Origin of the sequence: Comamonas sp. MYb69 (assembly GCF_037479315.1) — a bacterium.
Classification (GTDB): domain Bacteria; phylum Pseudomonadota; class Gammaproteobacteria; order Burkholderiales; family Burkholderiaceae_C; genus Comamonas.
In genome coordinates, this window is sequence record NZ_JBBGZG010000014.1 from 87,482 (window position 1) to 103,266 (window position 15,785).

At 65.3% G+C, this 15,785-nt stretch carries 14 protein-coding genes; 13 read left to right on the forward strand and 1 reads right to left on the reverse strand.

The features are described 5' to 3' along the window. The first annotated feature begins 4 nt into the window (after positions 1-4). From WH303_RS18570 to WH303_RS18585, 4 genes are read left to right on the forward strand one after another with little or no spacing between them, the layout of a single operon-like run. On the forward strand, positions 5-1,261 hold the full coding sequence (locus WH303_RS18570; protein WP_021025444.1) for a lipoprotein-releasing ABC transporter permease subunit: 1,257 nt from the start codon (positions 5-7) through the stop codon (positions 1,259-1,261). Further along, entirely contained in the window at positions 1,254-1,937 is a 684-nt protein-coding gene (gene lolD / locus WH303_RS18575) for a lipoprotein-releasing ABC transporter ATP-binding protein LolD (RefSeq protein WP_021025443.1), read from the forward strand. The genes WH303_RS18570 and lolD overlap by 8 nt, the downstream gene beginning before the upstream one ends. A 20-nt stretch (positions 1,938-1,957) precedes the next feature. After that, positions 1,958-2,830, forward strand: coding sequence for a TatD family hydrolase (locus WH303_RS18580; RefSeq protein WP_339520272.1), 873 nt, complete (start codon positions 1,958-1,960; stop codon positions 2,828-2,830). After that, positions 2,823-3,329: a DNA-deoxyinosine glycosylase gene (locus tag WH303_RS18585; RefSeq protein WP_339520274.1), complete on the forward strand. Its 507-nt coding sequence runs from the start codon at positions 2,823-2,825 to the stop codon at positions 3,327-3,329. Before WH303_RS18580 ends, WH303_RS18585 begins: the two co-directional genes overlap by 8 nt. Here the strand turns inward: WH303_RS18585 and WH303_RS18590 are convergent. Further along, on the reverse strand, positions 3,308-3,601 hold the full coding sequence (locus tag WH303_RS18590) for a DUF2798 domain-containing protein (protein ID WP_021026890.1): 294 nt from the start codon (positions 3,599-3,601) through the stop codon (positions 3,308-3,310). The two genes, WH303_RS18585 and WH303_RS18590, sit on opposite strands and share 22 nt — an antisense overlap. Positions 3,602-3,826: 225 nt before the next feature. Between WH303_RS18590 and WH303_RS18595 the strand changes: the two genes are divergently transcribed. From WH303_RS18595 to WH303_RS18635, 9 genes are all read left to right on the forward strand, one after another. Further along, positions 3,827-4,612, forward strand: a complete 786-nt coding sequence (locus tag WH303_RS18595; RefSeq protein WP_339520276.1) for a spermidine synthase — start codon at positions 3,827-3,829, stop codon at positions 4,610-4,612. A 329-nt stretch (positions 4,613-4,941) separates the two neighbouring features. Beyond that, positions 4,942-6,705: a GspE/PulE family protein gene (locus WH303_RS18600; RefSeq protein ID WP_052329965.1), complete on the forward strand. Its 1,764-nt coding sequence runs from the start codon at positions 4,942-4,944 to the stop codon at positions 6,703-6,705. A 255-nt stretch (positions 6,706-6,960) separates the two neighbouring features. Then, the gene (locus tag WH303_RS18605; RefSeq protein ID WP_339520278.1) at positions 6,961-7,449 is read left to right on the forward strand and encodes a tripartite tricarboxylate transporter TctB family protein; all 489 of its coding nucleotides are present in this window, start codon (positions 6,961-6,963) and stop codon (positions 7,447-7,449) included. A 14-nt stretch (positions 7,450-7,463) separates the two neighbouring features. Further along, positions 7,464-8,978, forward strand: a complete 1,515-nt coding sequence (locus WH303_RS18610; protein WP_021026886.1) for a tripartite tricarboxylate transporter permease — start codon at positions 7,464-7,466, stop codon at positions 8,976-8,978. 170 nt (positions 8,979-9,148) lie between these two features. Further along, a complete protein-coding gene (locus WH303_RS18615) occupies positions 9,149-9,646 on the forward strand; it encodes a sigma-70 family RNA polymerase sigma factor (RefSeq protein WP_339520280.1) in 498 nt (165 codons plus the stop codon). 60 nt (positions 9,647-9,706) lie between these two features. Further along, positions 9,707-10,843, forward strand: coding sequence for a FecR family protein (locus WH303_RS18620; RefSeq protein ID WP_339520281.1), 1,137 nt, complete (start codon positions 9,707-9,709; stop codon positions 10,841-10,843). Between the two features lie 151 nt (positions 10,844-10,994). Then, complete coding sequence (locus WH303_RS18625; RefSeq protein ID WP_339520283.1) at positions 10,995-13,409, forward strand: TonB-dependent siderophore receptor; 2,415 nt, start codon at positions 10,995-10,997, stop codon at positions 13,407-13,409. 274 nt (positions 13,410-13,683) lie between these two features. Next, entirely contained in the window at positions 13,684-14,334 is a 651-nt protein-coding gene (locus WH303_RS18630) for a hypothetical protein (RefSeq protein WP_339520285.1), read from the forward strand. Positions 14,335-14,459: 125 nt separating this feature from the next. Next, the gene (locus WH303_RS18635) at positions 14,460-15,767 is read left to right on the forward strand and encodes a DUF3422 family protein (RefSeq protein ID WP_339520286.1); all 1,308 of its coding nucleotides are present in this window, start codon (positions 14,460-14,462) and stop codon (positions 15,765-15,767) included. The last annotated feature ends 18 nt before the right edge of the window (positions 15,768-15,785 follow it).

Consider the following 15,785-nt stretch of genomic DNA (forward strand, 5'->3'; position numbering starts at 1 on the left):
ATTTATGCAGATTCCCTATGAATTGGCGCTGGGTTGGCGCTACACCCGTGCGGGCCGTGCAACCCGGCGCAACGGGTTTATTTCGTTCATCTCGGGCGTGTCCATGCTGGGCATTGCACTGGGGGTGGCGGCCTTGATCATCGTGCTGTCGGTGATGAACGGTTTTCAAAAAGAGGTGCGCGACCGCATGCTCAGCGTGGTCTCGCATATCGAGATCTTCACGCCCGGCGGTGATGCCTTGCCCGATCCGGCCCGCACCATTGCCGAGGCCAAGGCCAACCCGAACGTGATTGGCGCGGCACCGTTTGTCTCGGCCCAGGCCCTGGTCGCCCGCGGTGAGGACATGCGCGGCGCCCTGCTGCGCGGCATTGACCCGGCGCTCGAGCCCGAGGTCACCGACATGACCACCGGCATCGAGCAGACCAGTTTGCAGGCGCTCACACCGGGCAGCTTCCATGTCGTGCTGGGCTCGGAGCTGGCGCGCATTCTGGGCGTGGGCCAGGGTGACCAGGTCACCTTGATCGTGCCCAGCGGCCAGGTCACGCCAGCGGGCACCGTGCCCCGCCTCAAGCAGATGCAGGTGGTGGGTACCTTCAACTCCGGCCACTACGAGTACGACTCGACCTTGGTGCTGATGCACCATGAGGACGCCGAGCGCCTGTTCCGCCTCGAAGGCCCGACCGGCGTGCGCCTCAAGCTCAAGGACCTGCACCAGGCCCCCGAGGTGACCCAGCAGCTGGCCCACAGCCTGAGCGGCCACCTGCTGATCCGCGACTGGACGCAGCAGAACAAGACCTGGTTTGCCGCCGTTCAGGTCGAAAAACGCATGATGTTCATCATCCTGACCCTGATCGTTGCCGTGGCCGCGTTCAACCTGGTCACCACCTTGGTGATGACCGTCACCGACAAGCGCGCCGATATCGCGATCCTGCGCACCCTGGGCGCGAGCCCGCGCAGCATCATGGGCGTGTTTGTCGTGCAGGGGGCGCTGGTCGGCGTCATCGGCACCCTGGCCGGTCTGGGCCTGGGCCTGCTGATTGCCTGCAATATCGATGTGATCGTGCCCGCGATCGAGCGCGCACTGCACACCAGCTTCCTGCCCAAGGACATTTACCTCATCAGCCAGATGCCCAGCGAGCCCCAGCGCAGCGATATCGTGCCGATTACCGTCATCTCCCTGATCCTGGCCTTTGTGGCCACCCTGTATCCCAGCTGGCGCGCCAGCCGCGTGAACCCCGCCGAGGCGCTGCGTTATGAATGATTCGTCCATCGTCCTGGAGGCCTCGGGCCTGACCAAGCGCTTTACCGAAGGCCTGCTCGATGTGCAGGTGCTCCATGGCATCGACCTGCAGGTGCGTGCCGGCGAGACCCTGGCCATCGTCGGCGCCTCGGGCTCGGGCAAATCCACCTTGCTGCACTTGCTCGGCGGCCTGGACGCGCCCAGTAGCGGCACCGTCAGCCTGCACGGTCAGCGGCTCGATACGCTCAGCGCCAGCCGCCAAGGCGAGCTGCGCAACCAGCACCTGGGCTTTATCTACCAGTTTCACCATCTGCTGCCCGAGTTCAGCGCGCTGGACAACGTCGCGATGCCGCTGCGCATCCGCCGCATGCCCTATGCCGAATGTACCGAGCGTGCGCGTGAAGTGCTGGCGTCGGTGGGCCTCAAGGACCGTGTGCTGCACCGCCCCGCGGAGCTCTCGGGCGGCGAGCGCCAGCGCGTGGCCATTGCGCGCGCGCTGGTCACCCAGCCCGCTTGCGTGCTGGCCGACGAGCCCACCGGCAACCTGGACCGCGCCACCGCCGACACCGTCTTCGCGCTGATGCTGCAGCTGGCGCGCGAGCGCGGCACCGCCTTTGTCATGGTCACCCATGATGGCGAGCTGGCCCAGCGCTGCGACCGTGCGGTGCGCATGGTCAACGGGCGCTTTGAAGCCTGAGCCACGCTGGCCGCGTCCGCATGCCATTCTGGATTGACACCCACTGCCACTGGGATGCGCCCGAGTTCGATGCCGACCGCGATGCGCTGCGCGCCGCCGCGCATGCGGTGGGGGTCGCCCACTGCGTGATTCCAGCGGTGGAGCGCAGCAACTGGGCCACCGTGCGCGAGCTGGCCCAGCGCTGGGGTGACAGCTATGCGCTGGGCATCCATCCGCTCTACACCGGGCGCGCGGCCGAAGCCGATATTGACGCCTTGGCCACCATGCTCGAAGACTGCCGCGATGACCCGCGCCTGGTCGCGATTGGCGAGATCGGCCTGGATTTTTTTGTGCCCGGGCTCGATGCCGAACGCCAGACCTGGTTTTACGAGCAGCAGCTGCAACTGGCGCGCCGCTTTGACCTGCCCGTCATCTTGCATGTGCGCCGCTCGTCGGACCAGCTGCTGCGCGCGCTGCGCCGCTGGCCGGTGCAGGGCGGCATTGCGCATGCCTTCAACGGCAGCCTGCAGCAGGCCCAGCAGTTTATCGAGCGCGGCTTTGCGCTGGGCTTTGGCGGTGCGCTGACCTATGACCGCGCGCTGCACCTGCGCCGCCTGCTGCAGCAGCTGCCGATGGAGGCCATCGTTGTCGAGACCGATGCGCCCGATATTCCGCCGCACTGGCTCTACACCACCGCCGAGCAGCGCGCCGCCGGCCAGGCCCAGGGCCGCAACCAGCCCGCCGAGATCCCGCGCATCGCGCAGGTGATGCGGGCGCTGCGGGCCGAAGCCCATGCCGATGAGGCCATGGACGCCGCCGACTGGCAGCGCGCCACCAGCGCCAATGCCGCCAGGGTGCTGCCAAGGCTGCAGGCTTTGCTGCCCGGCGCCGATGGGGGATCGCCCCATGGCTGATGCGCTGCTGTGCGGGCTGGCCCCGGTCGTGGGGCCGGGCACCCAGGTCTTGATTCTGGGTAGCTTCCCTGGCGTGCAGTCCTTGCAGCTGCAGCAGTACTACGCCCATCCGCGCAACCAGATGTGGCCGCTGCTGGCGGCGCTGTGGCCCGCGCACCCGCAGCCCAGCGCCTATGCCGAGCGCTGCGCCTGGCTGCTGGATCGCGGCCTGGGCCTGTGGGATGTCTATGCCGCCTGCGAGCGCGAAGGCAGCCTGGACACCAGCATCCGCAATGCCCAGCTCAATGATTTTGTCGCGCTCCAGCAGCAGTGCCCGCAGCTGCTGGCTGCTGTGCACAATGGCGGTGAGAGCTTTCGCCATGCGCCCCGGGTGCAGGCCGTGCTGGGCCTGCCCAGCTACCGGCTGCCCTCCAGCAGCCCGGCCAATGCCTCATGGAGCTTTGAGCGCAAACTGGCCGGTTGGCGCGAGGTGATGCATCACTGCGGACTGCTGGCCTGAGCGCTTGCAGCAGGACCACTGGCGCGCGCAGGGCTTGCAGAGACGGGGCTGCCGCCGACCATGCGCCATGACAGGCGCTGCACTGCAGGCGCTAACAGCACCACGATCGTGAACGCCGCTGGCCAGGACAGCAGGTAGGCATGCAGCCAGCGCGAGAGAAAATCCCCGACAAAGCCCAGGTTCAACCAGGTGACCCAGGCGGTCATCAAGCCCGAGAGCAGCATGGACATGATGACGGAGGACAGAAAGCGTTGTTTGAGAGCGTTGGACATAAGCGTGCCAGAAAAAACAATGCCGCAGTCTAAAGCGATGCATGGCCTGCCCAATCCCTCCGCGTGGTCTGCATGCGACATTGACTATTGGTGGGTGCTGTTTATTTTGTAATAACTATGGATGGCTTCAAGGAGCGACTGCTGCCTTGTTCCGATCCGCTGATAGCCCGGCGGGCCAGGGTTATGCACGGAGCTGGCGAGGACAACGGCCGATAATCCCTCCCCATGACGACTAGAAAAAAATCTCCGCAGCTGGCGCAGCCGCTGCCCGAGGTCACGATTTCCGACTTTGACGGAGCCCGCTACCTGCACCTGGGCACCCCCTGGGTCCAGGGCTCGATGCGCATCAAGAAGCCTTTTGATATCGACCTGGAATATGTGCAGCGCATGATGGCCTGGCTGCTGCTGGTGGACTGGCCCACGGTGCCCGAGCGCCGCGCGATGCAGCTGGGCCTGGGGGCAGCGGCCGCCACCAAGTTCTGCGCGCAAAAGCTCGGCATGGCCAGCACCACCGCCATCGAGCTCAATCCCCAGGTGGTCACCGTCTGCCGCCAGTGGTTCAAGCTGCCGCCCGACAGCGACAAGCTCCAGGTCGTGCTGGGCGATGCAGGGGTGGAGATCCAGAAGCCCCAGTACCTGCAGACCGTCGATGCGCTGCAGGTCGATCTGTATGACCATGAGGCCGCAGCGCCCGTGCTCGACAGCCCCGACTTCTACCAGCACTGCCGCAATCTGCTGACCGAGGACGGCTGCATGACGGTCAACCTGTTTGGCCGCACCAACAGCTTTGCCCGCAGCCTCGCCCATATCCAGGAGGCCTTTGGGCCCGAAGCGGTCTGGCGCTTTGCGGCGACCAAGGAGGGCAATACCGTGGTGCTGGCCCAGCGCACGGCCAGCCGCCCCGGCCGCGAGCTGCTCAGCCAGCGCGCCGACCTGGTGCAGCAGCAGACGGGCTTGCCCGCGCTCAAGTGGTTAAAGGTTTTTAAACCTGTGCAGCCGCTGCTGGACTGACTTTACCTGGCATCCATGAAGCGATCAGGTATAAAGCCAGAAGACAAAAAAATACCGAGGGATACACCATGGCAGCGCCTGATCAGCCAAGCAAACACCACAAAAGCCGGGGCGATGCCTTGCCCGGCGATACCGCCGTCAAGAGCCGCTCGTCCAGTGGCTCGTCCGGCGCTGCGGCGCCGATCCGGCGCTCGGCGGTCTTTGTGCCTGGCCGGGTGGACGACGGTCCCGCGCCTGCCAAGTCCAGCGGCCCTGCGTCGGTCCCGTCCACACCCAGCGGGTTGGGCCCGGCCTCGGCGCCGCCAGCGCGCAGCGGCCTGCCTGCGCTGATGCAGCGCGCCCTGGACCTGACCCAGATCATCAACTGGCTGCAGACCGATGGCTGGATCAGCCCCGAGCTGGCCCAGGCCACCATCGACCGCTGCAGCCATGCGTCCAGCAGCCAGCACCCGATCGTGCGCCTGGCCAGCGTGGTGGTGCCGCGCCAGCTCGATGGCAAGGCGCTCGATGTGGAGCTGCTCACCGAGTTTGTCGCCAAGCACTGCGGCCTGCCTTATTACAAGATCGACCCGCTCAAGGTCGATGCCGCCAAGGTGGCCGAAACCATGGGCGCGCCCTATGCGCAGCGCCACGGCATTTTGCCGGTGCAGGTGACGGCCCAGGAGGTGGTGATTGCGGTCAAGGAGCCCTGGATCGACGAGTGGGTCAGCGAGGTCGAGCGCCAGGCGCGGCGCAAGGTGCGCCGGGTGCTGGCCAACCCCAAGGACATCGACCGCTACCGCAGCGAATTCTTTGCGCTGGCCAAGTCGGTCAAGGCCGCCAGCAAGCTGGGCGGTTCGCTGAGCTCTCTGGGCAACTTCGAGCAGCTGGTTGACCTCAGCAATACCAACCAGCAGTTCGATGCCAATGACCAGGGCATCATCCGCCTGGTGGACTGGCTGTGGCAGTTTGCGTTTGCGCAGCGCGCCAGCGATATCCACCTGGAGCCGCGCCGCGACCAGTCGGTGATCCGTTTTCGCATTGACGGCGTGCTGCACAAGGTCTACCAGATGCCGCTGGGCGTGCACAACGCCATCGTCTCGCGCGTCAAGCTGCTGGGCCGCATCGACGTGGTGGAAAAGCGCCGCCCGCAGGATGGCCGCATCAAGACCCGCAACACCTTGGGCGACGAGGTGGAAATGCGTCTGTCCACCTTGCCCACCGCCTTTGGCGAGAAGATGGTGATGCGGATCTTTGACCCGGAAAACACCGTCAAGGACCTGTCGGCGCTGGGCTTTACCGCCCATGATGCGCAGCGCTGGGAAAAGCTGGTCGAGCGCCCGCACGGCATCATTTTGGTCACCGGCCCCACCGGCTCGGGCAAGACCACCACCTTGTATTCCACCTTGAAGCGCCTGGCCACCGAAGAGGTCAATGTCTCGACCGTGGAGGACCCGATTGAAATGATCGAGCCGGCCTTCAACCAGACCCAGGTGCAGCCGGCGCTCGATTTCAGCTTTGTCGAAGGCCTGCGCGCGCTGATGCGGCAAGACCCGGACATCATCATGGTCGGCGAAATCCGCGATCTGGAAACTGCCGAGATGGCGGTGCAGTCTGCGCTGACCGGCCACCTGGTGTTCTCGACCCTGCACACCAACGATGCCCCCAGCGCCATCAGCCGCTTGATGGAGCTGGGCGTGCCGCCGTACCTGATCAATGCCACCTTGCTGGGCGTGCTGGCCCAGCGCCTGGTACGCACGCTGTGCCCGCGCTGCAAGCAGCCCGACGAGGCGGCATCGACCGATGCGCTGACCGCCGCCATCCAGCCCTGGAAGATCAAGCGCGACTACCGCCCCTACAAACCGGTGGGCTGCGAAGAGTGCCGCGACACCGGCTTTCGCGGCCGCATGGGCCTGTACGAGCTGCTCACCGTGTCCGAAGCGCTCAAGGACCAGGTGCATGCCTCGCCGTCGATGTCGGTGCTGCGCCGCCAGGCGGTGAAGGACGGCATGCACCCGCTGCGCCTGGCCGGCGCCTTGCGTGTGTCCGAGGGCCTGACCACCATCGAAGAGGTGATGGCCAACACCCCCCCCATCGAGATGGGCGACCGCTAAAAAACCAGCCGTAGCGCCCACCACCAGCGGGCAGGGCGGCGTTGCGCCGGCGGGGACTTACCCTTGCCACTGCGCGCGCTGGAGGCGCGGGCCATGCTGCGCAAACCCGCGCCCAGCTAGGGTTTCGGCGCTGTGCACCCTGGTGTCAGCCTAGGGGTTTTCCTGTGTGGAATCGTAAGTGGAATCCACATGCGTCAGCTGCCCGTCAGCGTTGACAATGCGCTGCATCCCTAAAATTGTTTGGAGACAAAGGTAATGAAGCTCAAAAGCCAGAAAGACTTCTGGGCGGGCATCATGTACATGGCAGTGGGTATTGGGTTCGCCGTCGGCGCCCAGAACTACTCGATTGGTACAGGTGCTCGCATGGGTCCGGGGTACTTCCCGTTGATTCTCGGTGTCCTGCTGACGCTGATCGGTGCGGCCGTGGCCTTCAAGGGCCTCACGGCCGGCCCCGCTGACGGAGACCCGATCGGCAAATGGGCATGGAAGCAGGTGTTCTTCATCTTGCTGGCCAACTTTGCCTTCGGCATCTTGCTCGTGGGCGTGCCCACCATCGGCATCCCCGCCATGGGCCTGATCGTCGCCATCTACGCGCTGGTCTTCATCGCCAGCCTGGCAGGGTCAGAATTCCGCGCCAAGTCGGTCTTCATTCTGGCCACCATCCTGGCCATTGGCAGTTACGTCGCTTTCGTGTGGGCACTGAACCTTCAGTTCCCCGTGTGGCCTAGCTTTATTACCGGTTAAAAGGGGCCAGGACCATGGAATTGTTTGACAACCTGGCCACCGGTTTCGGTGTTGCCTTTACCTTTCAAAACCTGATTTACTGCTTTGTCGGCTGTCTGTTGGGTACCCTGATTGGCGTGTTGCCTGGTATTGGCCCGGTGGCCACCATCGCGATGCTGCTGCCTGCCACCTACGCACTGCCACCCGTGGCTGCGCTGATCATGCTGGCCGGTATTTACTACGGCGCCCAGTACGGCGGCTCCACCACGGCGATCTTGGTGAATCTCCCGGGAGAGTCTTCGTCCGTCGTGACCGTGATTGACGGCTACCAGATGGCCCGCAAGGGACGCGCTGGTCCGGCACTGGCGGCAGCGGGCATTGGCTCGTTCTTCGCCGGCTGCGTGGGTACCGTGATTCTGGCTGCCTTCGCGCCTCCGCTGACCGAAGTGGCCTTCATGTTCGGCCCTGCCGAGTACTTCTCGCTGATGACCCTGGGCCTGATTGGCGCCGTGGTGCTGGCTTCGGGCTCGCTGCTCAAGGCCGTGGGCATGATTGTGCTGGGTCTGCTGCTGGGCCTGGTGGGTACCGACGTGAACTCCGGCGTGGCCCGTTACTCCTTCGACATTCCTGAGCTGACCGACGGTATCGACTTCGTCGTGATCGCCATGGGTGTGTTCGGCTACGGTGAAATTATCGCCAACCTGTCCAAGCCTGACGATGAGCGCGAAGTGTTTGCTGCCAAGGTGACTGGCCTGATGCCCACCAAGGAAGACTTCAAGCTGATGTTCCCCGCGATGCTGCGTGGCACGGCGCTGGGTTCGGCCCTGGGTATCTTGCCTGGTGGCGGTGCGATGCTGTCGGCTTTCGCGGCCTACACGATCGAGAAGAAGACCAAGCTGCGTCCTGGTGAAGTTCCTTTCGGCCAAGGCAATATCCGTGGCGTGTGTGCGCCAGAATCGGCCAACAACGCCGGCTCGCAGACCTCGTTCATTCCGCTGCTGACTCTGGGTATTCCACCCAACGCCGTGATGGCACTGATGGTGGGTGCGATGACCATCCACAACATCCAGCCTGGTCCCCAGGTGATGACCAGCAACCCGGAACTGTTCTGGGGTCTGATCGCCTCGATGTGGATCGGTAACCTGATGCTGATCATCCTGAACCTGCCGCTGATCGGCGTCTGGATCAAGCTGCTGACCGTGCCATACCGCTGGTTGTTCCCATCGATCGTGCTGTTCTGCGCTGTCGGTGTGTACGGCACCAACAACAACAGCTGGGACGTGTGGATGGTGGGTATCTTCGGCTTCGTGGGCTATGTGTTCCACAAGCTCGGTACCGAACCTGCTCCCTTGCTGCTGGGCTTCATCCTGGGCCCGATGATGGAAGAAAACCTGCGCCGTGCCCTGCTGCTCTCGCGGGGCGACTGGTCGGTGTTTGTCACCCGTCCGATCTCTGCCGGTCTGCTGATTGCAGCTGCCATTCTGCTGGTGGTGGTCTGCTTGCCAGCGGTGAGCAAGAGGCGCGAAGAGGCCTTCGTCGAAGAAGACTGATCGCCCGCAGCCTGGCTGCAACATGAAAAGGCATCTTCGGATGCCTTTTTCTATTTCTGCGGCCCAAGAGCGCTACGGCTTATCGGTGATAATGAGAGTTATTCCCATCTGAGGGGCGAAAGCCGGACCACCGATGGCGACCTTGGCTTTCCATGGGGCGATGCCCATTTGTGCTTGAGCGCTATTACCGAGAACTGCTGAACTTCTGCCTGCGCAAGGTCAGAGACCGCGACACCGCGGCCGACCTGGCGCAGGAGAGCTATGCGCGCGTGCTGGGCATGCAGCGCGCCGGCAAGGTGATCGACCAGCCAGCCGCCTTGCTCAAGCAGGTGGCATTGAACGCCAAGATCGACCTGGACCGGCGCGCCCAGCTGCGCCAGCACGAGGACATCGATGCGCTCGATGAGGCCCAGCAACCGGCCAGCCCCCAGCGGCTGCAGCCCGAGGCGGCCTATGCCTCGTTGCAAACGGTGCAGGCCTATCTGGCCACCATCGAGGCCCTGCCGCCCCGCTGCCGCGAGGCCTTTTGCATGTATTTGTTCGACGAGCTGTCCAACCAGCAGATCGCCGAGCGCATGGGCGTCTCGATCAGCATGGTCAACCAGTACATCAGCCGTGGCAAGATCGCCTGCGCGGCCCGCAAAGAGGAGCTGGACCATGGTGATTGATCCCATCCAGCGCGGGGCCGACATGCAGTTTTTCCGCGCCCATGCGTCTATAGCTTTGAGATGAGCCGATTTTCCACCTCGCCCTCCCACGCTTCTGCCCCGCCTTTTGACGAGGCGGCGGAGCAGCGCGCGCTGCAAGCCTTCTGGGGCGAGCAGGATGCCGTGGCGCTGCAGGCCGCGCAGTGGCATACGCGCCAGGAGCAGGGCCTGGGCGCGGCTGAGCAGGCGGAGCTGGCGCAATGGCTGCACGCCAACCCCGACCATACCGAGGCCTTTGCCCGGATCGATGCAGGTGTTGCCCGCTTGCGCGCGCTGCCCGCAGAAGTGGTGGCCCAGTGGCGCGCCAGCCCAGCGGCGAGCCAGCCCGCAGCCGCTGCTGCACCGTCGAGACCTGCAGCCGCCCCGCCAACGCCAGGCCGCACTTGGCCCTGGCTGCAGGCGCTGCGGCCCGGCACGCGTGGCCTGGCGCTGTGCGCCGTGCTGCTGGTGGCGCTGGGCCTGGGCTGGCAGCAGTGGATGCAGCCGGTTTACAGCGCGCACTATGTCGTCCAGCGCGGCCAGCACCAAAGCCTGCAGCTGCCCGATGGTTCTACCTTGGAGCTCGATGCCGATACCGATGCGCAGGTGCGCCTCTACCGCAACCGGCGCGAGGTGCAGCTGGCGCATGGCCAGGCGATGTTCATCGTGGCCCCCGATGCCAGCAAGCCTTTTGAGGTGCAGGCCGGCCCGGCCCGCGTCCGCGTAGTGGGCACGCGCTTTGCGGTGCGCTACCGCCAAGATGGCGTGGACGCCGGCCAGGTGCGGGTAGAGGTGCAAGAAGGCCGGGTGCGCGTGGCAGCGGCACAAAGCCCCGCCACTGCGCTGCTGCTGACGGCTGGCCAAACCACCCAGGTGGCGGCCAATGGCCTGCTGGCCCCCGTGGGCAGTGTGGCCCCCGACAGCGTGGGCCTGTGGCGCAAGGGCCTGCTGCGCTTTGACAACACCCCGCTGGCCCAGGCCTTGCAGGAGATGGAACGCTACGGCCCCACCGGCCTCATGGTGCGCGACCCTGCGGTCGCCGCGCTGCCCCTTGGTGGCAGCTACGCGACGGCCAGGCCAGCCGAGTTTGCCCATATGCTGACCCTGGTGCTGCCGGTGCGCCTGGTGCCGGGCACCGAGGGCCGCGCCGAAATCGTCGCGAAGTCCGAAAAAAAATAATTCCAAAAAATGCAAAAAGCGGGGTGCAGTTCTGCGCCTGCGGTGCGTCATAGAAGGTAATGAGATTTATTTACTGCATTGCCTGACCATGTCCAAACCCCGTTTGTCCCCCCGCTCTCCCTCCCGCTCCACTGGTGCATCGGTTGCCAAAATGGCCCGCTTCCACCCTGCACCTTTGGCGCTGGCCGCCGCCCTGGTGCTGGCCATGCCGCTGGCGGCACATGCCCAGGCTGCCACGCCTGCCCACCAGGCCAGCAGCCTGTCGATTGCGGCCCAGCCACTGGGCTCGGCGCTGCAGGCCTTGTCCGCAGCCACGGGCGTGTCCATCGGCTTTGCCCCGGCGCTGGTCGAGGGCAAGACGGCGCCCGCCGTCTCCGGCACGCTCACCCCGCAGCAAGCGGCTGACCGTCTTTTGGCCGGCAGCGGCCTGATGGCGCTGCGCCAGGGTGAGGCCCTGGTCATCAAGGCGACGCCCTCGGCCGCCGACACCAGCACCTTGCCCACGGTGACGGTGACCGCGCAAGGCGAGCGCAATGCCACGAGCGAAGGCTCAGGCTCGCTGGCGGCCTCGGCCGTCAGCCTCAACAAGGGTGACCAGGCGCTCAAGGCCATTCCGCAGTCCATCAGCGTGGTCACGCGCAAGCAGCTCGATGAGCAGGGCATCACCGACTTGCGCGATGCGATGAATAAGGTCACCGGCACCATGGGCGTGCAAGGGGTGGGCCAGGGCATGGTGCTGTCCGCGCGCGGTTTCCAGATCGATGCCTGGCAGTACGACGGTGTGGCCATTCCGCGCAACCACTACTCGCTGGGCAACTGGAGCACCGAGGGCATGGTCTTTTATGACCGGCTGGAAGTGCTGCGTGGTGCCTCGGGCCTGCTGCAGGGCACCGGCAGCCCAGGCGGCGCCGTCAACCTGGTGCGCAAGCGTGGCCAGCGCGAGAAGACCGTCAGCGTCACCGCCCGCGCCGGATCCTGGGACCGCTATGGCCTGCAGCTCGACGCCGGTGGCCCGCTCAATGACGAGGGCAGCTTGCGCGGCCGCCTGGTGGTGGACGAGTCACGCGGCCACTCCTTTGTCGACTATGTGAATGAGCGCACACGCTCGCTCTACGCCGCCTTGGATTACGACATCAGCCCCGACACCACGGTAGGCTTTGGCGTCAGCCAGCTCGACAGCAAGGGCCGCCCCTTCATCATGGGCCTGCCGCTGTATGCCGATGGCAGCATGACCGACCTGCCGCGCTCGACCTTCACCGGCTCCGACTGGAACCGCTCCAACGTCAAGCAAACGACGGTCTATGCCGACCTGAACCACCGCATCAACAACGACTGGAAGCTGAAGGTGTCGGCGCTGCATGTGAGCGAGCAGAACGCCTCTTTGCACCAGCGCATGACCGGTAAGGTCGAGCCCGATGGCAGTGGCGTAACCTATGACAACTGGTACACCGACTTCGACCTGAAAAAAGTGGCCTTCGATGCCTTTATCAACGGCCGCTTTGACCTCGCTGGTTTCCGCAACGATGTGACCTTGGGTGCCAACTATTCCAAGTACCGCTCCAACGATGTCTATGCCCGCACCTTCACGGCGGGCGCGAATCTCTTTGACATCGACCACCACCGCCCCGAGCCGACCCTGGACAGCCTGCTGGCCGCCGGTGGCCGGCAATGGAAGTCGGCCTACGATGTGCGGCAAAAAGGCATCTACGGCAGCCTGCGCACGCGGCTGACCGAGCCGCTCACCGCGATTGTGGGCGCTCGCACCAGCTGGTATGACTCGCTCTACACCAGCGCGCTCAGCGGTGAGCGCCAGGTCACCACGACATCGGGCGAGATCACCCCCTATGCCGGCCTGGTGTATGCGCTCACGCCCGAATGGTCGCTGTACGGCAGCTACACCAGCGTGTTCGAGCCCCAGTCCGAGCGCACGGTGGACGGCAAGGTGCTCGACCCGATCACCGGGAGCAACTATGAGCTGGGCATCAAGGGCGAGCTGATGAACGGCAAGCTCAATACATCGCTGGCGCTGTTCCGCTACGACCACAAGAACCGGGCGGTCAACGACCTGGCCTCCGGCTATGCCTGCGACGGCTGGTACTGCTCGACCTCGGCCGGCAAGGTGCGCAGCCAGGGCGTGGAGGCCGAAGTGAGCGGCGAAGTGGCGCGCAACCTGCAGGCCATGGTGGGCTACACCTTCAACACCAGCAAGTTCCTGAACGACCCGACCAACCAGGGCCAGGTCTTTAGCACCTGGACGCCCAAGCACATGCTGCGCGCCTGGCTGTCCTACCAGCTGCCGGGCGATTGGAACCGGCTGAGTGTGGGCGCTGGCGTCGTGGCGCAAAGCCATACCTTGAGCTATGACCGCTCCTTCAAGGTTGCGGGCAACACCATCACCAGCCTGCGCCTGGCCTACCAGGCCACGCCTGAGGTGAGCGTCGCCCTCAACGTGAACAACCTGTTTGACAAGCACTACATCCTGCCGGGCTTTGTCGGCTACACCGGCGGCACCTATGGCGATCCGCGCAATGCCATGCTGACCCTGAAGTACACGCCCAAGCTGTAATCGGCCGCTCAACTGCCAACGCGCCGTGGCAGAGCCCGCACTTGTCCAAAAAACGGCAGGGTTCGGGTTTTGCACCACGCAAACTGCGTTAGGCTGCGCGTTGCGATCCGCAAGCGGGTGGGCGTGCCATGCAGGGCACCTACCACAGCTTGCCCCGGGGGCCTGCAACCAGCGCCCCAGGCGATTGCCAACCAGAGCCAGCCATTGCCTGCCCATGCCCCGCGCATGCGGCAGGGAACCCGCCAGCCAGCCATTCAGCCCAAGAGGAGGAGCTATGTCCAAGAACAACCAACCATCCACCCTGTGTCGCCCGCTGCTTGCGGCGGCCTTGGCCGTGTCGGCCAGCATCGGTGCCGTGCTGCCAGCCCATGCCGATTACCTGTGGCTGCAGACCGAGAACGGCCAGACGCGCGCCCAAGTGGGTGAGCTGCACAAGGCGCCAGGGGCGCTTGGCGAACTGAGCGAGCCGCGCCAGGTGGTGGCCGAAGGCAAGAGCGTGCCCGCATCGGCCGATCCTTATGTCCTGGCCAAGGAAGAGGGTGCCCCGGCCGACCAGCGCTTTGCCGCGACGCGCGCGGGCAGCGATGGCGTGCTGACCTACTACCAGGCCCGCTTTGGCCGCCAGGAAACCAAGGCCGTCAATGACCTGGAACTGGTGCCCACCACGCCCCAGGGCAACACCTACCAGCTGATGTTCAAGGGCCGGCCCGTGGCGGCCAGCCAGGTCAATGTGGACACCAGCGAAGGCTGGCGCCGCGTGCTGGCCCCCGCCAAGGATGGCACCGTGAGCTTTACGCCGTCCTTCCCCGGCCTCTATGTGCTGGAGGTCACGGCCCGGGTCAACAACGGCAGCGTGAAGCTGGGCGATAAGCAGTACGACGAGGTGCGCCACACCGCGACCCTGAGCTTTGAGGTGCCGCAGTAACGCGCTAATCCCACCCAGGGGCGGGTGCACCGCTTTTATCGGGCGCCTGCACAAGTATTGGCTTGGCACGACAATTGCAGCAGTTCGACGGCTTGCCGTCTGGTGTTTGCCGCTTTTTGTCTTTCATGAAAAACCTGCCTCTGCTGCAGCAGCACGACCTGCGCCGTGCGCTGCACAACGAAGTCCATTCCCGCCCCCCTGAAGCCCTGCCCGACAACACCGCGGTGTTCTGCACGGTGATGTGGGCCGATGCCGCCGAGCGCGCGGCCAGCCGCCAGTGGCTGCACCAGCTGCTGCGCGATCTGCAGCTGCCCGTGCCCGATGCCGAGGCCAACCACCTGCGCCTGGACCTGGGCAATGGCCGCCTGCGCTGGGAGCTGCACACCGAGTTTGTCTCCTGGACCTGGATGGTGCCCATCCGCCCCGAGGCGCTGGACGAGGCCGAGCTGCCGTCTGCCAGCGACCTGGTGCCCGCCCAATGGCTGGCCGGCCTGCCGGGCCGCTGCCTGCTGGCGATGCACGCCTGGGTGCTGCCCGCATCGCCCGCGCTGGAGAAAAAGGTTGAGCAGCGCTGGCTGTACGAGGACAAGCTCGTCGCCTCCAAGGCCTCCGACCAGAAGGCGCAGATCTACACCGATTTTTCCATCCATTCGGATGGCGCATCGCGCCTTTTTGTGCTCAACCAGGGCCTGTCAGCCGCGCGCAATGGGCGCCTGGTGCAGCGCCTGCTGGAGATCGAGACCTACCGCATGGCCGCCTTGCTGGGCCTGCCTGCGGCGCGCGAGACCATGGAAAAGCTCGCCAGCACCGAGTCCGAACTGGCCGAGCTGTCATCAGCCATCCGCAGCGCGGGAGCGGCCAGCGAGCCGCAGTTGCTCGACCAGCTCACGCGCCTGGCCGCGCAGGTCGAGAGCCAGTACGCCGCCCACCATTCGCGCTTCTCGGCCAGCAGCGCCTACTTTGCACTGGTGCAGCAGCGCGTGGGTGATATCCAGGAGACGCGCCTGGGCAGCTACCAGACCATTGGCGACTTTATGGACCGGCGCCTGACCCCCGCGCGCAACACCTGTGTGTCCGCGCACCAGCGGCTCGAAGCCCTGTCCCAGCGCGTATCGCGCCTGAGCAACCTGCTGCAGACGCGGGTCGACATCAGCCAAAAGCAGGGCCGCCAGGCGGTGCTCAAGGCGATGAACGAGCGCCAGGGCCTGCAGCTCAAGATGCAGTCCACGGTCGAAGGTCTGTCGGTGGCGGCCATCACCTACTACTTCACCGGCCTGATCAGCTACCTGGCCAAGGGCCTGCAGAAATGGGGGTGGCCACTGTCGCCAGAAACGACGGCGGCGCTGGCCATCCCGGTGATAGGCTTGGGCGTCTGGTGGTCGATTCGCCGCATGCACCATCGCTTGTTCCATGGGTCGGCGCACCAGCACTGATTGTTGGAGAGTTATCTT